Below are 22,662 nucleotides of genomic sequence, written 5' to 3'. Positions count from 1 at the left end.
AAGGAAATCACTATGAACCCTACACAAACTTCCGATCGCTGTTTCTATAAAAAAAATACCAACTTCTGGATATTTGGCGCCTATTTCTTCCTCTATTTCTTCATTATGGCGACCTGTTATCCGTTTTTACCGATCTGGCTTTCGGACATTATCGGCCTGAGCAAAACGGAAACCGGCATCGTGTTCTCCAGCATGTCGCTGTTTGCGATTCTGTTTCAGCCCATTTTCGGCGTTATTTCTGACAAGCTCGGCCTCAAAAAACATCTGCTGTGGATTATCGCGGTGCTGCTTTTCCTGTTTGCGCCGTTCTTTATTTACGTCTTCGCCCCGCTGCTGAAAATCAATATCGTGCTCGGCGCGATACTCGGCGGCGCATATATCGGCTTCGTTTTTGCCGGGGGTTCCGGCGCAACCGAGGCGTATATCGAAAGGGTCAGCCGCAACAGCGCCTTTGAATACGGTAAGGCGCGGATGTTCGGCTGTTTTGGCTGGGGGATTTGCGCCTCAACCGCGGGCGTGCTGTTTAACATCAACCCGAATATCGTGTTCTGGATGGGTTCCGGCGCGGCGCTGATCCTGATGGTTCTGCTGCTGATTTCCCGTCCGCAGGAAAACAAGAATGCCGTGGTGATGGATAAACTGGGCGCCAATCAGCCGCAATTTTCGCTGAAAACGGCGGCGTTGCTGCTGAAAGAACGCAAACTGTGGATGCTGATTTTGTACGTGATCGGCGTCGCCTGCGTCTACGACGTGTTTGATCAGCAATTCGCCACGTTCTTCAAAACCTTCTTTGCCTCACCGCAGCAGGGCACGGAAATGTTCGGCTACGTCACCACCGCGGGCGAGCTGTGCAACGCGCTGATCATGTTCTGTTCGCCGTGGATTATTAACCGCATCGGCGCGAAAAATACGCTGCTGCTGGCGGGCACCATTATGTCAATCCGCATTGTCGGCTCGTCATTTGCGACCACCGCCATCGAAGTCATTTTACTGAAAATGCTGCATGCGCTGGAAGTGCCGTTCCTGCTGGTCGGCGTATTCAAATACATCACGCAGATTTTTGATGTCCGGTTCTCGGCGACCATTTATCTGATCGGGTTTAACTTTGCCAAACAGCTGGCGGCGATTTTCCTTTCGGCGTTCGCCGGCAGTTTGTATGACCGCATCGGGTTCAGCGATACCTATCTGATCCTCGGCGGCATCGCCTTTGGCGTCACCCTTATTTCCGCATTTACGCTGAGTAACCGGCCGGAGAAACAGGCGGTTCCGGCGGCCAGACCGGCGGAAGGATTGCGCTGAGTAACGGATGCAGCCTTTCGGCACTCTGTGCTAGTCTCCGTGGGACAAGCATGACGGGAGAAAGGTTGTGAGCAAAAAACAGGAGCCGGGCGCACCGGTACGCGCCACGATACGTGATGTCGCCAGCGCCGCGAAAACGGGTAAAACCAGCGTTTCACGTTATCTCAACGGTGAAAAAGACCTGCTGTCCGACGCGTTAAAAGAGCGCATCGGACGGGCGATCGCCCTGCTCGATTATCAGCCCAGCCAGATGGCGCGCAGCCTGAAAAGCGGCCAGACGCGTCTGATTGGGCTGATTATTGCCGATATCACCAACCCGTATTCCGTTGAAGTCATGCGCGGCGTCGAAGCCGCCTGCCGCCAGCAAGGGCTGACGCTGCTGGTGTGTAACACCAATAACGAGCTCGATCAGGAAAAACATTACCTGCAATTGCTCAGCAGTTATCGCGTGGACGGTATTGTCGTGAACGCCGTCGGCATGCGTGAAGCGGCGATTTCCACACTGCAACAGGCCAATTTACCGATGGTGCTGATCGACCGCAAAGTCGCGAATTTCGCCTGTGATGTGATCGGCCTGAACAACGTCGAAGCCACACAGATGATGACCGATCACCTTCTGCAACAGGGTTTCGACGCTCTGCTTTTTATCAGCGAACCCGCCACTATTAATACCCGTTTCGACCGTCTGCGTACTTTCCTCCAGCGCATGCAGCAGTCGCCGCATCACATCGCCGAACAGGGCGAGATTGAGATTTCGAATACCGACGGACTGGATAATCTGCTTCGTGAATTTATTGCCCGCCATCCCGACAAACGAAAAGCCGTAATGTGCGTGAACGGAACGCTCACATTGCAGGTCGCGCGCGCCATGCGACGGCTGGGGATTGTCTGGGGGCAGGACATCGGATTGTCCGGTTTTGACGAACTGGTCTGGGCCGAACTGGCAGGCGTCGGGATCACCACGCTCAAACAGCCAACCTACGAAATGGGCGTGGCCGCGCTCGGCCAACTGGTCGCGCGGATACAGGGAAATACCGATCCCGTTAAAGACCTGGAATTCTCCGGTGAGCTGATTGCACGCGGTTCCACGGCAGCGCGCTGATTCTTTTTCCTCCGTTTTCTGCCCCGTTCTTCGTGAGCGGGATCATGTTTTTGGCCTTTTGTCCTGTTGATTGGAACCGGTTCCAATTAGGTTGTATAAAACGAAACAAAACATTAACAACATCTCCAACTGCCGTTTGTTTTACTAAAATGATGTTTTGGATTTGATCGCCTGCGCCGCCGCAGTGGCGCGTTTACCAGGATACACACGCATGAAAAGAGAAGTCGTCATTGTAACCGCCGCTTACGGAAACAGCGTGGTGAAGGCCCTTGGCGGGCAGGCCGCGCTGCTTTCAATCATTGCAGACGCGCAGGCAGACGGTGTGGAAATTCGTCGTGAATTGTTCAGCGAGCAGGAACTGGATGCCCTGCCCGAACTGGCGGAAAACATTAAGCGCCACGGGCTGTTTTCGGTCTATTCAGTGCCCTTCCCGCTGTTCATTTCGGGCGGCAAACTGAATCCGGATGCAAAACAGTATTTTTCCGAAGCGCATGTTTTAGGTGCCCGCACCATTAAGTTTTCGCTGGGCGAATTTGAACCCGGTGCGGATCTGACGCCGTTGCGCGTACTGCTGGATTCTCAGACCGTCAAACTGGTGGTGGAAAATGACCAGTCGAGCGATTGCGGAATTTTGTCGCGCATTAATGCCTTTGCGTTTGCGGCGGAATCGCTGCATCTGCCGTTGAGCCTGACGTTTGATACAGCGAACTGGCTGTGGGTGGGGCAGGATCCGACCGCCGCCGCTGAACGCCTGGCGCGCCATGTGGGTTATGTGCATGTAAAAGCGGCGGAACAGCGCGACGGAAAATGGCACGCCGTGGCGCTCGATAACAGCGACGGCAGCTGGGAACCGCTGTTAAAACTTTTGCCTCAGGATGTGCCGCGCGGCATCGAATTCCCGCTGGAAGGGGATGACCTGACCGCCGTGACGCGTTATTACACCGAACTGCTGCGTCAATAATTCTGATGCCTCATCAGGAGAAATCGCCATGAAACAGCCCGGGATCGCCGCCCGCCGGTGGTGGTACATCATGCCGGTCGTGTTCATCACGTACAGCCTGGCCTATGTCGATCGCTCGAATTTCAGTTTCGCGTCGGCGGCGGGCATTAATGACGATCTCGGCATCACCAAAGGTATGTCCTCCCTGCTGGGTGCGCTGTTTTTCTTAGGTTATTTCTTCTTCCAAATCCCCGGCACGATTTACGCCGAGCGGCGCAGCGTTAAAAAGCTGATTTTCTGGTGCCTTTTGCTGTGGGGCGGATTCGCCTCGCTGACCGGTGTCGTCACTGATATTCCGATGCTGGCAGTGATCCGATTCGCGCTGGGCGTGGTGGAAGCCGCGGTCATGCCCGCGATGCTGGTGTATATCAGTAACTGGTTTACGAAGTCCGAGCGCTCGCGCGCCAATACGTTTCTGATCCTCGGCAATCCGGTCACGGTGCTGTGGATGTCGGTGCTTTCCGGCTATCTGATCAAGTCGTTCGGCTGGCGCGAGATGTTTATTTTCGAGGGCATTCCGGCGGTGATCTGGGCGATTATCTGGTGGTTTACCGTCAAGGATAAACCCGAAGAAGTCAGCTGGCTGAGCAGTCAGGAGAAGAGAGCGCTGGCCGAACAGCTGGAAAAAGAGCAGAAAAGTATTCAGGCGGTGGGCGGTTATCGCGACGCTTTCCGTTCGCGGAACGTCATTTTCCTTTGCCTGCAATATTTCTTCTGGAGCATCGGCGTGTACGGCTTTGTATTGTGGCTGCCGTCGATTTTGCGCGACGGGAAATCGATGGGCATGGTCGAAGCGGGCTGGCTGTCGTCCGTGCCGTACCTGGCGGCCACTATCGCCATGATTCTGGTGTCGTGGGCTTCTGACAAAATGCAAAACCGCCGGTTATTTGTCTGGCCGCTTTTACTGGTCGGCGCGCTGGCATTCTTTGGTTCATGGGCCGTTGGCACAAACAATTTCTGGCTTTCGTACAGTTTACTGGTGGTCGCTGCCGCGGCAATGTATGCCCCGTATGGCCCGTTTTTCGCCATCATTCCTGAAATGCTGCCGAAGAATGTTTCCGGCGGCGCAATGGCGTTAATCAACAGCCTCGGAGCGCTTGGCTCGTTCTTTGGTTCCTGGTTTGTCGGCTATCTGAACGGTAATACGGGCAGCCCGGCAGCCTCCTTTATTTTTATGGCCGTCTCGTTACTGGTTTCCGCAGGATTAACCCTGCTGGTAAAACCGCGACAATCTGAAATGAAACAAAAAGAAGTTTCCTTAACCTGAGGGAGTTGTAATTGATGAAGCCGTCTATCGTTGTGTATAAGAAACAACCCGCAGACCTGCAACAACGCCTGGAACAGCATTTCGCCATCACTCAATTTGATGACATCACTGAAGAAAACCGTGCGCAGGTTTTAGACGCATTGCAGAACGCAGAAGGGTTGCTGGGCTCAGGCGGGCGGGTGGATAAAGATTTGCTGGATCACGCGCCGCGCCTGCGCGCCGTTTCCACCAGCTCCGTAGGCTACGATAATTTTGATGTCGCAGAGCTGACGCGTCGTGAAATCCCGCTGATGCATACCCCGACCGCGCTGACCGATACGGTCGCCGATACCGTGATGGCGCTGGTGCTGGCGACTGCCCGCCGCGTCGTGAATCTGGCCGAACGTGTGAAAGCGGGCGAATGGACACAAAACGTAGGCCCGGACTGGTTCGGCATTGATGTTCACCACAAAACCATGGGCATCGTGGGTATGGGCCGCATCGGCCTGGCGCTCGCGCAACGTGCGCATTTCGGTTTTGATATGCCGATTCTGTACAACGCACGCAGTCAGCATACCGAAGCGGAAGAGCGTTTTGGCGCACGCAAATGTGAGCTGGACGAACTGCTGGAGAAATCAGATTTCGTCTGTGTTCTGCTGCCTATGACCAAAGAGACGTTCCACCTGATCGGCAAGGAACAGCTGGCGAAAATGAAGTCCAGCGCCGTGCTGGTCAGCGCCGGTCGTGGCCCGGTCATTGATGAACCAGCGCTGATTGAAGCGCTGAAAGACGGGACGATTTATGGTGCCGGGATGGACGTGTTTGAGAAAGAACCGTTGCCGAAAGATTCCCCGCTGCTGAGCCTGCCCAACGTGGTGGCGCTGCCGCACGTGGGTTCCGCGACGCATCAGACCCGTTACGATATGGCGGCCTGCGCGGTGGATAACCTGATCGCCGCCCTGAACGGTGACGTTAAACAGTTCTGCGTGAATCCGGAAGTTCTCAGAAAGTAATTCCCTTCCTTTCCTTCCCTTTCAGTTGTTTTGAAGGGGAAGGACAATTCAAAACCCCGTGGTCGGATTGCACTGCTTTGCCTCAGGCGTTATGGTGGGCATCACATTTCGATAACATACAAAGCTTTCTATGACGTTTTCTGCTTTCGGTGACAAATTTACCCGTTTTTCAGGCATTACCCGCCTGATGGGCGATATGAATGACGGTTTACGCACACCAGGTGCTGTGATGTTGGGCGGCGGTAATCCGGCGCAGATCCCTGAGATGCAGGATTATTTCCAGACGCTGCTGACGGAAATGCTGGCCGAAGGCAAGCTGACCGAAGCGCTGTGCAATTACGACGGCCCGCAGGGCAAGGACGTACTGCGTCACGCACTGGCAGAAATGTTGCAGAAAGAACTCGGCTGGCAGCTCGATGCGCAAAATATCGCGCTGACGAACGGCAGCCAGAGCGCCTTCTTCTATTTGTTTAACCTGTTCGCCGGACGCCGCGCCGACGGCAGCATGTCGAAAGTGCTGTTCCCGCTGGCCCCGGAATATCTGGGTTACGCAGACGCCGGGCTGGACGAAAACCTGTTTGTTTCCGCCAAACCGAATATCGAGCTGTTGCCCGAAGGCCAGTTCAAATATCACGTCGATTTTGATCATCTGAATATCACCGATGACATCGGCCTGATCTGCGTTTCACGCCCGACCAATCCGACCGGCAACGTGATTACTGACGAAGAGCTGATCCGCCTCGATGCACTGGCGCAGCAAAAAGATATCCCGTTATTAATTGATAACGCCTACGGCGTGCCGTTCCCCGGCATCGTGTTTACCGATGCAACACCGCTGTGGAACCCGAATATCATTCTGTGCATGAGCCTGTCGAAACTCGGCCTGCCGGGTTCCCGCTGCGGCATCGTGATTGCCGATGAGAAAATCATCAAAGCGATCAGCAACATGAACGGGATTATCAGCCTGTCGCCCGGCAGCGTCGGGCCAGCCATCGCCAATGAAATGATCGCCCGTGGCGATTTACTGCGGCTTTCCGAAGACGTCATCAAACCGTTTTATTACCAGCGCGTGCAGGAAACCATCGCCACGCTGCGCCGCTATCTGCCGGAAGAGCGTTGCCTGATCCACAAACCGGAAGGCGCAATTTTCCTGTGGCTGTGGTTTAAGGATCTGCCGATTACGACTGAAGTGCTCTATCAGCGCCTGAAACAGCGCGGCGTGCTGATGGTGCCGGGGGATTATTTCTTCCCGGGGCTGGAGCATCCGTGGGCGCACACGCATCAGTGCATGCGCATGAACTACGTGCCGGACGCCGAACAGATTGAACGCGGCGTGAAAATTCTGGCGGAAGAAGTTGAGAAAGCGCACGCCGAAAATTAATTTTTCTGCGCGACAGGCATAAAAAAACAGGAGGACAAATGTCCTCCTGTTTTCGTTTTTAGCGACTCTGCCGCCGGATTACGCTGACTGATTCTCCAGTGCAGGTTTCTCGGTGCCGATCGCAATTTTCTGTGGCTGCAAAGCTTCCGGTACGTCACGCACCAGATTGATGTGCAGCAGGCCGTTTACAAACTCGGCGGCCGACACATGCATGTGCTCTGCCAGCGTGAAGCTCAGGGTGAAAGGCTTAATCACTAACCCCTGATGCAAATACTCCACTTTAGTTTCCTGCTGAGCCGGGGCGCCGCTGACAGTTAAACGCGGCCCTTCCACTTCAATATTCAGCTCACTCTGCTGGAAACCGGCCAGTGCCAGCGAAATGCGGTAATGATTGTCGTCAGACTTCTCAATATTGTACGGAGGAAAAGCCTGATCGCCGCCCTGCATTGAGCTGGCTAATTTATCAAAACCAATCCACTGACGAAGTAATGGGGAAATATCATAATTACGCATGGTGTAACTCCTTCTTTGAAGCGAGATTAATTAATCCGTCGCCCGATTTGGGTGTAACGGTTCAGCCCCCTGACGGCGAGCCTAAACTTTTTCATTTGTGCGTTGTCTTTATAAACGCTTAGCGGATCTCGATACGCCGTGGTTTAGACGTTTCAGGAACGATGCGTTCCAGATCGATATACAGCAAACCATTCGACAAATTGGCCGCTTTAATTTGAATGTGTTCGGCCAGCTGGAATTTGCGTTCGAAATTACGCTCAGCAATGCCCTGATATAAATATGTGCGGTCAGCGTCAGACGGTGCATGCGCGCCTTTGACCACTAACATATTGTCGTGCGCTGTAATGTCCAGTTCGGATTCGGCAAATCCCGCTACCGCGATGGCAATCCGGTAATGGTTTTCGTCAACCAATTCAACATTATAAGGAGGATAGCCGCCACCCTGATTCTGACCCGATTCGATAAGATTAAATAAACGGTCAAAACCAATTGCAGAGCGGTATAGTGGTGATAAATCAAAATTACGCATTACTACTTCTCCTGACATTCAGCGAGTGTATGTATATAGCCTTCCGGATGGGACAGGCTCGCGGCGCAGTTTATATTCACGATCCCTTCCGGCGATCGTTCCCCTGCGTCGTACATTAAAAATGGCGATGAAAGAGAGTATTTCAAGTAGGCATTCGCAAGAAAAAGACAAAAATTTTGTTTTCGTTTGAACTGCGGGCGTCAGAATACAAATATTACGAGGGCGAAAAGCCAGGGACAGCAGGCGGTTTCCTGCAAGATTTCAAATAGTAATTACACTTAATGGGATCGCAGCCACAGAGCTACAGCTTGCTTTGTTAATTTTTTGTGCTGAGTGGTATAAGTCACTTTGACGTAAAAGCTCAGCCTGACAGCATAAGATGAGTTCTATCATGAAGAAATTTGTATTAACGCCGCTGATGACAGGATGTGTTTTTTTAGCGACGAGCGGCTGTTCCAGCGTCATGAGCCATACCGGTGGCGATACAGGGTATTATTCGGGCACGCGTTCAGACGTTAACATGATGAAAAGCGACGACACCAGCTGGGCGATGACCCCGCTGCTGTTAGTGGATTTACCTTTCAGCGCCTTACTCGATACGGTTTTGCTGCCTTATGATTATTATCGCAGCGGAAAAGTCACGACGCGCGACCGCGTCAAAGCCAGCGAAGAGCACAACATTGCGCTGAGCAACGGGGTCGATATCGATCATGTTCCGCCGATGACCACGACGCCGCGCACGCAGAAATCCTCCACGCATAAAAAGTAAGCCTCAGCCTGAGGGAGTGAAACCGGCCAGACCGGCCGGTTAGGTAAAACCTCAGCGGCTGGCCGTCACAAAGATTTGCGCAAATTCCCCCACCTGACGCATAAAAGCTATCTGGCTGCCATCGGGGGAATACACTACGGCATCCGCGCACGGCGCGATTTCCGTTCTTCCGGTCAGCCGGTACATTTCTCCGCTTTCCACATCAAGGCGCATCACGCTGTTCTCGCATACCAGCGCCACCGATTTTCCGTCCGGGCTCCAGCTAAACGCCGACTGAATTCCGCTGGCCGAATGGCTGATCTGCACCGGTTTGCCGCCATTGGGCGATACCGTCCAGAACTGCACCACGTCTTTTTCATCCTTCATCAGAAACGCAATCTGGCTACCATCCGGCGAAGACCGTAACCAGTGACGCGGCTGGGCTGCGATGCCTTTTTCAGTAAACGTAATGCGTCGCTGTTTTACACCCGCCGGTGGCGCAGGCAGCGTGTCCGGCGTTCCCTGCAACGGTTTTTCCCCTGCTTTCAGGTAATCCGCGTCGTCTTCCGGTAAATCCACCACGAAAATTTCCGGATGCTTTTCTCCGCTGGCGGAAAGCGTGTCGCCAATGAAAGCCAGCGCCCGGCGCTGACGATTGCCGTCCGGTTTGAGGTAGCCTTTCTGGCCTATCCAGCCTTCTTCATAAGCGCGGTTGATGTCGTCGCTGCCGGGCTGCGGCGTCGCGGTGGTTTCAGTAACCAGAACGCTGAAATGGCTGCCATCGTATTCGCGGGGATGATGTTTTGGCGGCGTGACGGGGTGTGCAGATAAGGCGACGCCGACGTTGCGTAAATCCAGAGCAGGATTCAGTTCATGCAAAACATGATCGTTGTAGGTAAAGCTGAGGCAGGAGCCGTCGGGGCTGAAAACGTGAACATGCGTGCCGCCACGCAAAGCACCGGGCGTAAACGGCGCGGTGATGTCCATCGCATCTAGCGTCACGGCCTGCGCGCGCCGCGGCTCAGAGACAATGACACCGCGGCGATGATGGAAATCATACTGCCAGCTGTCATCCGGGTTTTCCGGGCCATGAATAAACGCATAACGGGCCGGCTGATCCGGGCTGACTGTCACCACGCCCACATGAGCATTTTCACCGGCGCGATAAAGAACTTCCGTCTCGCCGGTTTTCACATTCACACGCTCAATGGTCGAACCGGTGAAAGAGCCACCGTGCGGACGTACGTCATATACCAGCCACTGACTGTCCGGCGTCCAGACGTTAATGTTGGTCAACTGATGCCCGCGGGCATCGGAAGTTAACTGTTTTTCGTTCATGTGTGAAAAAGCCCATACCTTATTGGAATGGGCTAAGACTACGACAGGCAGACAGCGGAGACAATCGTCAGATATCGCCGACGCGTTTCACTTCACCCACGAGGAATATATAAGAAAGTGCACCTAATAAAGCCACGGCGGAAATATAAATTAATGACGGTGCAAAGCCATAATCCTGCGCTAAATATCCGACAACCAATGGCACGGTAATTCCGCCCAATCCGCCCGCAAGATTAAATACGCCGCCCGTTAATCCGATTAACCGTACCGGAGCAAGAGAGGAAACCAGCGACCAGGTAATTGAAGCAAATCCGTTACCAAAGAAAGCCAGTGCCATTAATATCATTATCCACATCGGATCATTGGTATAATTCGCGCCCATAATACAGGTGGATAATAAGAGCCCGCTGATAATAGGCAGTTTGCGTGCAAAGCCGATGGATTTACCGTTGCGAACCAGTTTATCCGCCACCAGCCCGGATAACAGCACACCGAGAAAAGCAGCCAGGAACGGCACGGTAGTCATAAAGCCTGCGGTCAGCGCGGCAATGTGTTTTTCCTGCGTCAGGTAATTGGGGAACCAGGTCAGGAAAAACCACAGCGTGGAAGCCACCGCGAACTGCCCTAAATACACGCCGACCAGCTTGCGGTTAAAAACCAGTTTCCAGTCAGATGCCGTAAACGGCACGGACGTCTTCTTATCCGCTTGCGTATCGCCATCAATTAATCCGCCACCGGCACGGATATGTTCCAGCTCTTCAGCATTCACGCCTTTGCTTTTACGCGGAGACTGGTAAATGCAGAACCACAGCACGGACCAGATAATCCCGATACCGCCGGTGATGATAAAGACCCAGTGCCAGCTCAGCATTTCCTGGATCCAGATCAGCAGCGGCGTCAGGAAGGCTAATCCGACAAACTGACCGGAGGTGTAAAAGCCCACGGCAGACGCACGTTCCTGCTCCGGGAACCAGCTGGTCACCATGCGGTTATTGGTCGGAAAAGCCGGTGCTTCAAACATGCCCGTCACGGCGCGCAGGCCAATCAGTGACGCTAATCCGCCGGCAAAACCCTGGAATAAGGTGGCGACGGACCAGCCTAAAATGGCAATAAAGTAGGTGACTCTCGACCCGAATCTGTCGAGAAACCAGCCGCCGGGGATCTGACAGGCGGTATACGTCCACGCAAAAGCAGAAAATATATAACCCATCTGCGTTTTGCTGATGCCAAATTCTTCCTGAATATGGGCAGACGCGACGGCCAGATTCGCGCGGTCAACATAACAAATCACCACAGTAATAAAGATCATCAGCAAGGTGATATAACGTCTTTTTGTCGGTCTGACTTGTAGGGTGGTATCCATTTTTATTTCCTATTAATGGTTATCCTATAATAACAGGCGTAAAGGCGACTCAGAAATTGCCCTGATTATTTAATATTTGTAATCGCTTAAATTATTACCTTAAATCATTCGAGCGTTATCAAGGCGGCAATTGAAAGAATCCCTGGGAGCTTACTTAAGTAAGTGACCTAGGTGAATGAAAGCAGCCAACGCAGAAAACGTTTGAAGGATGACAGGTAATTACCATTCTGCTACAGCACCGTCCGGATAACGCCAGAGTGGATTTCTCCAGTCTGGGGCATTCTTACTGCGTTCAATTACCAGCTCTTCGTTAATTTCGACACCTAATCCCGGTTTATTTGAAGGATAGAAATATCCGTCATTCATTTTAAAGTCGTCTTTATTAATAACGTAATCCAGTAATTCAGCACCCTGGTTATAATGAATCCCCATGCTTTGTTCCTGAAGTACAGCATTGCGCGAAACGAAATCAATATGCAGACACGCGGCCAGTGCAATCGGGCCAAGCGGACAATGTGGCGCAAGGGCAACGTCGTAAGATTCTGCCATTGCGGCAATTTTGAAGCACTCGGTAATGCCGCCTGCATGGGATAAATCAGGCTGAACAATCGCCAGGCCACCGTCGGCCAGCACGCGTTTGAAATCGAAGCGCGAGAACATGCGTTCACCGGCGGCAATCGGAATATGCGTTTGTGCGGCAAGGCGCGGATAATATTCAGATTGTTCGGCCAGAACCGGTTCTTCAATAAACAACGGGCGATACGGTTCGAGCTCTTTGATCAGCACTTTTGCCATCGGCGCACTGACGCGACCATGGAAATCCAGACCAAATTCAATTTCATTGCCGAACTCAGCGCGGATCTGCGCCGCCTGTGAAACTGCGGCATCGACCTGACGGGCGTTTTCGATAATACCCATTTCTTCGCAGCCGTTTAGCTTGAAGGTATCGAAACCAATTGTGCGTAATTTATTAATGCCATCAATGAGTTCAGACGGTCTGTCGCCGCCGACCCAGCTGTAGGCTTTGATTTTGTCCCGCACCAGACCGCCCAGAAGCTGATAAACCGGAACGCCAAGCGCCTTGCCTTTGATGTCCCACAGCGCCTGATCAATACCGGAAATCGCGCTCATCAGAATCGGACCACCGCGATAGAATCCGCCGCGATACAGCGTCTGCCAGATGTCGTTGATACGCGCCGGATCCTGTCCGATAACATATTCACTCAGCTCATGAACCGCGGCTTCCACGCTGCGCGTGCGCCCTTCAATAACCGGTTCGCCCCAGCCCGTAATGCCTTCGTCCGTCTCAATCTTCAAAAACATCCAGCGCGGGGCTAAGCGGTAGGTGGTCAGTTTGGTGACTTTCATTGCGTTGCATCCTTATAGGCTTTGATAAATGCGTTCGCCTTCTGAGCGGTCGTTTCAGGCGTCTGGCCTGCGCGGTACAAATCACTGCCCAGCCCGGCACCGGCGCAACCGGCGTTCAGGTAAACCGAAAGGTTTTCAGGCGTGACGCCGCCGACGGCAAATACCGGCACATCCGGCGGAAGTACGGCTTTCAGCGCTTTGATGTAGTCGGGGCCAAAAGCGGAAGAAGGGAAGATTTTCAGCGCCTGCGCACCGGCATCCAGCGCGCTGAACGCTTCTGTGGCCGTCGCGCATCCCGCGTAAACGGTCATGCCCCGCTCAACCGCGCGGCGGATAACGTCCGGGCAGGTGTTTGGCGTGACCACCAGTTTGCTTCCCAGCGAATGCAGTTCGTCGACCTGTTCCGGTTTCAGCACGGTTCCTGCACCCAGCAGTGCGCGGTGGCCAAAATTTTCGACCGCCAGCGCAATACTTTTTTGCCAGTCCGGCGAGTTGAGCGGTATTTCGATGGCGTCAAAACCGGCATCGAGCAGCGCCGAAATATGCGCGTTCACTTCTTCAGGGCGGATCCCCCGCAAAATACCGATCAGTGGAATTTCAGTTGCCCATTGCATTCACAATTCTCCTTATACCTGATTGAAAAGCCTGGTCGCCGTCGAGGGCCTGCCAGCCAATACCGGCCAGATCGAGCGCCTGTCCGTAGCGGCCAGTTAACAGCGGATTCCCGATAACGGTGATGCGATGTTCACCGCCAAAGTGGCTGAGCATCTGCGCGACTTCGCTGCCGATCAGCAGGCCGGAAAGCCAGTCGCTGACCGCCGTTTTCGCCAGCCGGTTCAGCACATGCGCGGCGCGGACTTCAAATAAGCGCCCCGTAATTTCAGGCTGACAAAAACCGGATTCGAGCCCCTGCCGGAAGATGTCCGCAGAGTTTTGCTGTTCAGGCAGACCCTTGCCGATCAGCGAATAATTCATCAGGAGATGGTGAAGTTCGCCCGTCATCGCGGTGCGAAAATCACAAATTTTGCTGCCTTCGGCATGTACCCATTTACTGTGCGTACCGGGCATCAGATATAAGGAGGCGGGAGATTCGTCATAAGCGCCCAGAAGCTGGGTTTCTTCGCCGCGCATTACGTTGCAGTTATCGTCACGATTGAAGCAGATCCCCGGCACAATCCAGGCTTTTACCGGCAGGGCGGCTTCTACCGGGAAAAGATGCTGACCGAGAGAATCAATACTTACCGGCGCAGAAAGATAAGGAACATCGACCCAGCCAGCGTTACTGCCAATCATGCCCGCCATAATCACGGGCAGATTCAAAGACTGCCACGGCGAAATCACTTCGCTGAAAACCTGCTGAGGCGTGGTGCCGTCCAGCCGGGTTATCCCACGTTCTGAACGGATGTGCGCGGTACATTTCCCCTGTTGATACAAGAACGCGCGCAGGTTGGTTGAACCCCAGTCGAGCGCGATATAGCTTGCTGTCATGTAATGTCCTTGAGTCGTTTCGTCGAAGAGGCAATCATTTTCATGGCCGCCTGCTCCGCTGCATTGGCATCCTGGTGCCGGATTGCGTTGAACAATTCCTGATGTTCACGCAGTGTCAGCGGCATATTGCTGTCATCCGGCATGTACGTTCTTTCAAACACCGCCCGTTGTAGCGAGCTGATGGCGATACTCAGTTGCTGTAAAACCGGGTTATGCACCGCCGCCAGCACGGCTTCATGGAAGCGGATATCCGCTTCGTTAAACGCATCGCGATCCTGATGATGGGCAATCATGCTGTTGAGCGCGTCTTCAATGACCGCCAGTTCGCCAGATGTCGCCCGTTCTGCCGCCCAGCGCGCAATGGTCGGTTCAACCAGGTTACGCACTTCGCTCATTGCCGCGATTAAACGCGGGTCGTAATCACTGGCCAGAACCCACTGCAAGACGTCGGTATCCAGGTAATTCCACTGATTACGCGGGCAGACGAACGCGCCCCGGTAACGCTTAATTTCCACTAACCGTTTCGCCGTTAACGAACGCAGCACTTCACGAATGATGTTGCGTGACGTATCAAACTGTTCGCAAAGCTCCATTTCTGAAGGCAGCGCCGCGCCGGGAATATATTTCCCGCTCACGATTTGCTGCCCCATTTCAATGACAAGACGATCGGTTTTGCTGAGTTCAGATGAGTTCATAAATGCTCCTGGGCTGGAAGAATAAACAACGTACTTTACCGCTCCGGCGCATTCAGGTCTTGGAATTGCTGCACAATCCTGTAAGACTTCACGCTCACATTGTGCACATGGTAGTACCATTTATTGTTGTTGTACTACAATTCAGATCACAAAACGGACAATGCAAAGATAAAAGCGGGCTGAATTGCGGAAAAAAACGTCAGAAAGGGCGTGAGAGGTTAATCAGAAAGGGAGGAAACAGCGATCACGGCAGAAAGACCGTCCGTTTCCCTTCACAGAAACAGACGATTTTTATCAGGAAAGGAAATTACTGGCCCAGCACAAACTTGTTCACGGCAAACGCTACACCGTCTTCAGTATTGGTTTTGGTGACGAACTGGCTGACGGCTTTTACGCTGTCGAGCGCATTGCCCATAGCAACACCCACCCCGGCGTATTCCAGCATCGCGATGTCATTTTCCTGATCGCCCAGCGTCATGACGTTTTCGCGCGGAATGCTCAGTTTTTCGGCCAGCACTTTAACGCCTTCGCCTTTATTCACACGTTTATCCAGGATTTCGAGGAAATATGGCGAGCTTTTCATGATGGTATAACGATCTTTGGCTTCCTGCGGAAGCTGGCTGATGGCGCGATCCAGCACTTCCGGGTCATCAATCATCATGATTTTCGGGAAGGTCAGGGATGCATCCATTTCTTCCGCCGGGCAGTACTGAAGCGGAATGCCGGTCGTGAAGGATTCATGCACGCTGAATTTGCTGATATGACGGTTCGCGGTGTAAAGGTCGGTTTTGGTCAGCGCATGGAAATGCACGCCAAGCTCACGCGCCAGTTGCTCGAAGTAGTGATAATCTTCAATTTTGAGGGATATTTCGGCGATCACGCTGCCATCTTTCGCATTGTGGACCAGCGCACCATTGTTGGTGATGCAGTAACAACCTTCCTGCTGCAAATCCAGTTCTTTCAGATAACGCTGCACGCCGATAAACGGACGGCCCGTCGCCAGAACGATTTGCACACCTTTCGCACGCGCATCGGATAACGCTTTTTTTACGGCAGGTGTCACTTCATGCTGCGGATTGAGCAATGTCCCGTCCATATCAATTGCAATTAATTCAATAGCCATAGCATCCTCAGAGTTTGAAAAATCTTCCTCAATGCTAAGCGACATGCCGGGCTAAAGCCAGCCAGAATGCGGGGAACAACAGACGAAAAAAAGCCCGAAGCGGTTTCCCGTTTCGGACTTTTTCAGCAGACACAATCAGACGTTCATCAGATATCGATATTGGCTGCTTTCAGGGCGTTTTCTTCGATGAAGGCGCGGCGCGGTTCAACCGCATCGCCCATCAGCGTCGTAAACAGCTGGTCAGCGGCAATGGCATCTTTCACGGTCACACGTAACATGCGACGTTGCTCAGGATCCATAGTGGTTTCCCACAGCTGATCAGGGTTCATTTCGCCCAGACCTTTGTAACGCTGAATCGACAGACCACGACGGGACTCTTTCACCAGCCATTCCAGCGCCTGCTCGAAGCTGGTCACTGGCTGACGGCGTTCGCCACGTTCGATGTACGCGTCTTCTTCAATCAGGCCACGCAGTTTTTCACCCAGAGCACAGATTTTGCGGTATTCACCGCCCTGAATGAAATCAGCATCCAGATCGTAATCGGTATCTACGCCGTGAGTACGGATACGCAGAATCGGTTCGAAAATCTGGTGTTCGCGGTTTTCACGCACGATGGCACTGTAGCTGCTGCCGTGCTGCTCTTTTTCGTTGAGCAACGCCACCAGCGACTCCATCCACGCCTGAACTTTAGCCTGATCGGCCAGTTCAGTACCGGCCAGCGTCGGCTGATAAATCAGGTTGTTGAGCAACGCACGCGGATAACGACGTTCCATACGGCCAATCATTTTCTGCACGCTGTGATGTTCAGCCACCAGTTTTTCCAGCGGTTCGCCCGCCAGTGCCGGTGCATGCGCGTTGGCGTGCAGCGTTGCGCCGTCCATCGCAATGGAGATCTGATACTGATCCATTGCTTCGTCATCTTTAATGTACTGTTCCTGCTTGCCTTTCTTCACTTTGTACAACGGCGGCTGTGCGATAAACACATGACCGCGTTCAACAATTTCAGGCATCTGACGGTAGAAGAAGGTCAGCAGCAAAGTACGGATGTGTGAACCATCGACGTCGGCATCGGTCATGATGATGATGCTGTGATAGCGCAGTTTGTCCGGGTTGTATTCGTCACGGCCAATACCACAACCCAGTGCGGTGATAAGCGTCGCCACTTCCTGAGAAGACAGCATTTTGTCGAAGCGCGCTTTCTCAACGTTGAGGATTTTACCTTTCAACGGCAGAATCGCCTGGTTCTTACGGTTACGGCCTTGTTTTGCAGAGCCGCCCGCTGAGTCCCCTTCCACTAAGTACAGTTCGGAATGAGCCGGGTCGCGTTCCTGACAGTCCGCCAGTTTGCCCGGCAAACCTGCCAGATCCAGTGCGCCTTTACGACGGGTCATTTCACGTGCTTTACGCGCCGCTTCACGGGCACGCGCTGCATCGATGATTTTACCGACAACGATTTTGGCGTCTGATGGGTTTTCCATCAGGTAGTCCACCAGTTTTTCGTTCATCAGCGTTTCAACCGCGGTTTTCACTTCGGAAGAAACCAGTTTGTCTTTGGTCTGAGAAGAGAACTTAGGATCCGGAACTTTTACGGAAACCACAGCAATCAGGCCTTCACGGGCATCGTCACCGGTAGCACTGATTTTGGATTTCTTGCTGTAACCTTCTTTGTCCATGTACGCATTCAGGGTACGGGTCATCGCCGAACGGAAACCGGCTAAGTGAGTCCCGCCATCGCGCTGTGGAATGTTGTTGGTAAAGCAGTAAATGTTTTCCTGGAAGCCGTCGTTCCACTGCAACGCCACTTCAACGCCGATATCGTCTTTCACCGTGGAGAAATAGAATACGGTCGGGTGAATTGGCGTTTTGTTTTTGTTCAGATATTCCACGAACGCTTTGATACCGCCTTCGTAATGGAAGTGATCGTTTTTGCCATCACGCTTGTCGAGCAAACGGATTGCGACACCCGAGTTCAGGAATGACAGTTCGCGCAGGCGTTTAGCCAGAATGTCATATTCAAATTCGGTGTTATTGGTGAAAGTGTTGAAGCTCGGCCAGAAACGCACCGTGGTCCCGGTCTGATCGGTATCGCCGATCACTTTCAGCGGATCTTGTGGCTCGCCGTGCACGTAAGTCTGGGTGTGCACTTTGCCTTCGCGGCGGATAACCAGCTCCAGTTTTTCCGACAAGGCGTTAACGACGGAAACACCCACGCCATGAAGACCACCGGAAACTTTGTACGAGTTATCGTCGAACTTACCGCCAGCATGCAGAACGGTCATGATGACCTGAGCAGCAGAAACGCCCTCTTCTTCATGAATGCCGGTAGGAATACCACGACCATCATCCTGCACGGAGACGGAGTTGTCTGCGTGGATCGTGACCTGAATCTCTGAACAGTGGCCCGCGAGGGCTTCGTCGATAGCGTTGTCCACAACCTCGAATACCATGTGGTGCAGACCAGTGCCGTCATCGGTATCGCCGATATACATGCCGGGGCGCTTACGCACCGCGTCCAGCCCTTTTAATACCTTGATACTTGAGGAGTCATAAGAATTCGACATCAACGTTTCTCGCTCATTTTTAGTCCTGTGATAGAACGGCTATTTTACCTTGTTCCACGCGGAACATCTTGCCCTTTTCACCCATCATGTCGGTCACTTGTTCAGCGCTTATCGCACTGACAAAAACCTGTGCCTGGGTGGCTTTCAGGCGATCCGCCAGCAACCGACGTCTGTCGGCATCCAGCTCGGAGGCAAAATCGTCAAGAAGATACAGGCAACGCCGCCCGCTCTGTCGGGTGAGAAACTCACCCTGCGCTAACCGGAGCGCACACATCAGTAATTTCAGCTGCCCACGGGACAGTAAATCTTCCACCGGCGTGCCGTCGGCACGAATGCGGAAATCCGCTTTGTGTGGACCTGATGCGGTATAGGTTAAGGCTCTGTCGCGTTCAAAATTACGCTCCAGCAACTCGCCGTACTCGGTTTCCTTGTCCCATCCACGCTGGAAAGAAAAACTGAGGGCGAATTCAGGCAGGAATTGCGCGCAGGTCGCGCTGATATCAGCCGCGATCGCTTCGCTGTATGCCGCCCGCCATTCGCTAATGCGCTCGGCTAACGGGATCAGTTCCTGATCCCAGGCACGAATTTGCGCATAGCGACTCACCTGTCGCAACGCGGCGTTGCGTTGCTTGAGTAACCGTCTCAGGTTGCTCCAGGCGATAAAAAAACCGGGATCGTGATGGAAACAACCCCAGTCGATAAACGCCCGCCGGTACTTCGGCCCGCCATTGAGCAGGGTGAAGCCTTCGGGCGTGATAAGTTGCATCGGCAACATCTGCGCCAGTTCAGACACTTTATGTCCGTCGCTGCCGTCGATGCGCACTTTACTGTCGCCCTGGCGGCTTTTGCTCAGGCCAATGGATAATTCACGATCACCGCCGTCATCAACCCGCGCATGCAGCACAAATTCAGGCTGATCGTGGCGAATAACGCGTCCGGCCTGCAAACTGCGAAAAGCGCGGCCATGCCCGAGGGTATACACCGCCTCGAGCACGCTGGTTTTACCGCTGCCGTTGGGACCGACGAGAAAGTTAAAACCCGGCGAGGGATCTAAATCCGCCGCCTCGATGTTGCGGAAATCTTTTATCAGTAAGCGCGTTAAGGCCATTAATTCAGACTAGAGCCTCATCGGCATGACAACGTACGCGGCCGACTGGCTCGCAGCATCTTCAATCTGTACGCTGGAAACCGAGTCGGTCAGCAGCAGATTAACGTCTTCGCACTTGAGCGCGTTCAGCACATCCAGCACGTAACTGACGTTAAAGCCGATTTCCATTTCGGTGCCTTCGTAGCCGACATCCAGAATTTCTTCTGCTTCTTCCTGTTCCGGGTTATTGGCGGTGATTTTCAGCTGGTTATGGCTGACGTACAAACGCACGCCACGGAATTTTTCATTAGAAAGAATGGCCGCACGGGCAAAGGCCTGTTTCAGCAGGTCACAACCTGCCTGCAACGTTTTGTCCGGATTTTTCGGCAATACGCGGCGATAATCAGGGAAACGGCCATCAACCAGCTTGGACGTGAAAATGAAGTCACCGACGTGCGCACGGATGTTGTTGCTGCCGATTTGCAGTTGCAGCGTGGTGTCGCCGCCATCAAGCAAACGCACCAGTTCCATCACGCCTTTACGAGGCACGATCACCGAATGCGAAGGCAGTGACTGGCCGATAGGCATCGAACAAACGGCCAGACGGTGACCGTCGGTCGCCACGGTACGCAGTTCTTCACCTTCGGTTTCAAACAGCATGCCGTTTAAATAATACCGGACGTCCTGATGCGCCATGGAAAACTGCGTGGCTTCAATCAGACGTTTCAACGTGGCCTGCGGCAGGGTGAATTCCACCTCGCTTTGCCAGTCATCGAGATTAGGGAAATCTGTTGCCGGCAGGGTCGACAGCGAGAAACGGCTGCGGCCTGAACGAACCAGCATGCGGTCACCGTCAAGTGCGACGGAAATTTCCGCGCCTTCTGGCAATCCACGGCAGATATCAAAGAATTTACGCGCAGGAACGGTGGTCGCCCCGGCTTCATGTGGCTGAGACAGCGCGACTTTCGCCACCATCTCCATTTCCAGATCCGTCCCGGTCAGCGACAACGCGCCATCCGTCACCTGCAATAACAGGTTACCCAGAATTGGCAACGTCGGTCGTCCACCCAGCGGGCTACTGACCTGTTGCAGTGGTTTCAGCAAATGCTCACGTTCAACAATAAATTTCATAGCGCTAGGAAGATAATGTTCTGATTAAGTTGGAGAAATCTTCTTTGATGTCGTGACTTTCTTCACGCAACTGCTCGATTTTCCGGCAGGCGTGCAACACCGTGGTATGGTCCCGACCACCGAACGCATCGCCGATTTCTGGCAGGCTGTGGTTGGTCAGCTCTTTCGCCAGCGCCATCGCCATCTGGCGTGGGCGAGCTACCGAACGGGAACGCCGTTTGGAGAGCAGGTCAGCGACCTTGATTTTATAATATTCGGCCACTGTTTTCTGAATATTATCGATAGTGACCAGCTTCTCCTGAAGCGCCAGCAAATCGCGCAGCGCTTCACGAACGAAGTCGATGGTAATCGCACGGCCAGTAAAGTTGGCATTGGCAATTACGCGGTTCAGTGCGCCTTCAAGCTCACGCACATTGGAACGCAGACGTTTAGCAATAAAGAACGCAACTTCGCCGGGCAGACGGATATCGTTCTCATCAGCCTTTTTCATCAGGATCGCCACGCGGGTTTCTAACTCAGGCGGCTCGATCGCCACCGTCAGGCCCCAGCCGAAACGCGATTTCAGACGATCTTCAACACCGTTGATCTCTTTCGGATAGCGGTCAGAGGTCAGGATGATCTGCTGATTACCTTCCAGCAGGGCATTAAAGGTGTGGAAGAACTCTTCCTGCGAACGTTCTTTATTAGCAAAGAATTGGATGTCATCGATGAGCAAGGCATCGACTGAACGGTAGTAGCGTTTGAACTCTTCAATGGCGTTGTTTTGCAGGGCTTTTACCATATCCTGCACAAAGCGCTCGGAGTGCATGTACACCACTTTGGCGTTGGCTTTGCGCGCCATGATGCCGTTGCCGACCGCGTGCAATAAGTGGGTTTTACCCAAACCGGTGCCGCCATAAAGGAAAAGCGGGTTGTAAGCGCCACCCGGATTATCAGCCACCTGACGCGCCGCCGCGCGAGCCAGCTGGTTTGATTTACCCTCAACGAAGTTGTCGAAAGTATGTTTCGGGTTGACGTTAGAACGGTAAGAAAGTTCGGGCTGAGCCGGAGAACTGTCCCAGCTTGGGCGGGACGGAGCCAGACGTGGAATAGCGGGCGCAGCCTGTGAGCTGACGCTGGCCGCGACAGGTTGACTGACGCGTTGAATCACCGGTTTGCTGCCGACTTCAAAACGCAGCAACGGAGCATCCGTACCGCAGAAATCGTTAAGCAAGCCGTTAATATTGTTTAAGTATTTGTCACGAACCCAATCCAGGACAAAACGATTCGGGGCGTAAAGCGCCAGCGTATTGTCGTTGAGTTCCGCCTGTAGGGGGCGTATCCACATACTGAATTCTGTGGCAGGTAGTTCATCCTGCAAACGGGCAAGACATTGCTGCCAAAGCGAAAGTGACACGGCGGACTCCACTCGAACAAGTATAAAAAAAGAAAAGGATCAGGATATTTTTTAAATCATGATTTTTGGCACACGTTCCGCCCGGCAATGGGGGAAATTTCTCTCACCACCCTGTCAGTGGCGTAAAGTCACGTGTGAACCGCTTTTTACGGTTTTTGTCGAAAGCACCCGTGCTGGGATCGCGATCGGAATGGCGGATCATAACGCAATCCGTCACAGAGATCCTCCCCTTCCTGAGAGTTTAGATCCTTTTTATCCACAGGCACTGATCGGCAAGTGGG

At 53.2% G+C, this 22,662-nt stretch carries 20 protein-coding genes; 7 read left to right on the top strand and 13 right to left on the bottom strand.

The window, feature by feature from the left end; all coding sequences use genetic code 11:
* Positions 1-12: 12 nt before the first annotated feature.
* From KWG64_RS11450 to KWG64_RS11425, 6 genes are all read left to right on the top strand, one after another.
* Positions 13-1,299, top strand: coding sequence for an MFS transporter (locus KWG64_RS11450; RefSeq protein ID WP_195814949.1), 1,287 nt, complete (start codon positions 13-15; stop codon positions 1,297-1,299).
* A gap of 67 nt (positions 1,300-1,366) precedes the next feature.
* Complete coding sequence (locus tag KWG64_RS11445) at positions 1,367-2,401, top strand: LacI family DNA-binding transcriptional regulator (protein WP_218521942.1); 1,035 nt, start codon at positions 1,367-1,369, stop codon at positions 2,399-2,401.
* Between the two features lie 211 nt (positions 2,402-2,612).
* On the top strand, positions 2,613-3,362 hold the full coding sequence (locus tag KWG64_RS11440; RefSeq protein ID WP_218521941.1) for a sugar phosphate isomerase/epimerase: 750 nt from the start codon (positions 2,613-2,615) through the stop codon (positions 3,360-3,362).
* A gap of 28 nt (positions 3,363-3,390) precedes the next feature.
* A complete protein-coding gene (locus KWG64_RS11435) occupies positions 3,391-4,668 on the top strand; it encodes an MFS transporter (protein WP_195825574.1) in 1,278 nt (425 codons plus the stop codon).
* A gap of 14 nt (positions 4,669-4,682) precedes the next feature.
* Positions 4,683-5,660 (top strand): glyoxylate/hydroxypyruvate reductase GhrB, encoded by a 978-nt coding sequence (ghrB, locus tag KWG64_RS11430; protein WP_218521940.1) that lies wholly within the window; start codon positions 4,683-4,685, stop codon positions 5,658-5,660.
* Positions 5,661-5,790: 130 nt separating this feature from the next.
* Entirely contained in the window at positions 5,791-7,041 is a 1,251-nt protein-coding gene (locus tag KWG64_RS11425) for a valine--pyruvate transaminase (RefSeq protein ID WP_195814954.1), read from the top strand.
* Between the two features lie 78 nt (positions 7,042-7,119).
* Here the strand turns inward: KWG64_RS11425 and ibpB are convergent, their stop codons facing one another.
* Both ibpB and ibpA read right to left on the bottom strand, forming a co-directional pair.
* Positions 7,120-7,554, bottom strand: coding sequence for a small heat shock chaperone IbpB (gene ibpB / locus KWG64_RS11420; RefSeq protein WP_195814955.1), 435 nt, complete (start codon positions 7,552-7,554; stop codon positions 7,120-7,122).
* A gap of 118 nt (positions 7,555-7,672) precedes the next feature.
* The gene (ibpA, locus tag KWG64_RS11415; RefSeq protein WP_195814956.1) at positions 7,673-8,083 is read right to left on the bottom strand and encodes a small heat shock chaperone IbpA; all 411 of its coding nucleotides are present in this window, start codon (positions 8,081-8,083) and stop codon (positions 7,673-7,675) included.
* Positions 8,084-8,474: 391 nt separating this feature from the next.
* Here ibpA and KWG64_RS11410 point away from each other — a divergent pair, with 391 nt between their 5' ends.
* Positions 8,475-8,852, top strand: coding sequence for a YceK/YidQ family lipoprotein (locus KWG64_RS11410; RefSeq protein ID WP_195814957.1), 378 nt, complete (start codon positions 8,475-8,477; stop codon positions 8,850-8,852).
* A 51-nt stretch (positions 8,853-8,903) separates the two neighbouring features.
* Here the strand turns inward: KWG64_RS11410 and KWG64_RS11405 are convergent, their stop codons facing one another.
* The 11 genes from KWG64_RS11405 to dnaA all read right to left on the bottom strand — a co-directional run bounded on the left by KWG64_RS11405 (position 8,904) and on the right by dnaA (position 22,381).
* Positions 8,904-10,169, bottom strand: a complete 1,266-nt coding sequence (locus KWG64_RS11405) for a DUF3748 domain-containing protein (RefSeq protein ID WP_218521939.1) — start codon at positions 10,167-10,169, stop codon at positions 8,904-8,906.
* Positions 10,170-10,236: 67 nt separating this feature from the next.
* Complete coding sequence (locus KWG64_RS11400) at positions 10,237-11,532, bottom strand: MFS transporter (protein WP_195814959.1); 1,296 nt, start codon at positions 11,530-11,532, stop codon at positions 10,237-10,239.
* 219 nt (positions 11,533-11,751) lie between these two features.
* Positions 11,752-12,900, bottom strand: coding sequence for a galactonate dehydratase (gene dgoD, locus KWG64_RS11395; protein ID WP_218521938.1), 1,149 nt, complete (start codon positions 12,898-12,900; stop codon positions 11,752-11,754).
* Positions 12,897-13,514, bottom strand: a complete 618-nt coding sequence (locus KWG64_RS11390) for a 2-dehydro-3-deoxy-6-phosphogalactonate aldolase (RefSeq protein ID WP_218521937.1) — start codon at positions 13,512-13,514, stop codon at positions 12,897-12,899. The genes dgoD and KWG64_RS11390 overlap by 4 nt, the downstream gene beginning before the upstream one ends.
* Entirely contained in the window at positions 13,498-14,388 is an 891-nt protein-coding gene (locus KWG64_RS11385) for a 2-dehydro-3-deoxygalactonokinase (protein ID WP_218521936.1), read from the bottom strand. The genes KWG64_RS11390 and KWG64_RS11385 overlap by 17 nt, the downstream gene beginning before the upstream one ends.
* Complete coding sequence (locus KWG64_RS11380) at positions 14,385-15,083, bottom strand: FadR/GntR family transcriptional regulator (protein WP_195814963.1); 699 nt, start codon at positions 15,081-15,083, stop codon at positions 14,385-14,387. The genes KWG64_RS11385 and KWG64_RS11380 overlap by 4 nt, the downstream gene beginning before the upstream one ends.
* A gap of 307 nt (positions 15,084-15,390) precedes the next feature.
* Positions 15,391-16,206 (bottom strand): sugar-phosphatase, encoded by an 816-nt coding sequence (gene yidA / locus KWG64_RS11375; RefSeq protein ID WP_218521935.1) that lies wholly within the window; start codon positions 16,204-16,206, stop codon positions 15,391-15,393.
* 146 nt (positions 16,207-16,352) lie between these two features.
* Positions 16,353-18,767, bottom strand: coding sequence for a DNA topoisomerase (ATP-hydrolyzing) subunit B (gene gyrB, locus KWG64_RS11370; RefSeq protein ID WP_195814965.1), 2,415 nt, complete (start codon positions 18,765-18,767; stop codon positions 16,353-16,355).
* A 19-nt stretch (positions 18,768-18,786) separates the two neighbouring features.
* The gene (recF, locus tag KWG64_RS11365) at positions 18,787-19,875 is read right to left on the bottom strand and encodes a DNA replication/repair protein RecF (protein ID WP_195814966.1); all 1,089 of its coding nucleotides are present in this window, start codon (positions 19,873-19,875) and stop codon (positions 18,787-18,789) included.
* Positions 19,876-19,884: 9 nt separating this feature from the next.
* Positions 19,885-20,985 (bottom strand): DNA polymerase III subunit beta, encoded by a 1,101-nt coding sequence (dnaN, locus tag KWG64_RS11360; protein ID WP_195825566.1) that lies wholly within the window; start codon positions 20,983-20,985, stop codon positions 19,885-19,887.
* A gap of 4 nt (positions 20,986-20,989) precedes the next feature.
* Entirely contained in the window at positions 20,990-22,381 is a 1,392-nt protein-coding gene (gene dnaA, locus KWG64_RS11355) for a chromosomal replication initiator protein DnaA (RefSeq protein ID WP_014333276.1), read from the bottom strand.
* Between the last annotated feature and the right edge of the window lie 281 nt (positions 22,382-22,662).

Origin of the sequence: Rahnella sp. PD12R (assembly GCF_019200965.1) — a bacterium.
Classification (GTDB): domain Bacteria; phylum Pseudomonadota; class Gammaproteobacteria; order Enterobacterales; family Enterobacteriaceae; genus Rahnella; species Rahnella laticis.
The sequence above is the reverse complement of the archived record's forward strand: the minus strand, read 5'-3'. Positions and strand labels throughout refer to the sequence as shown.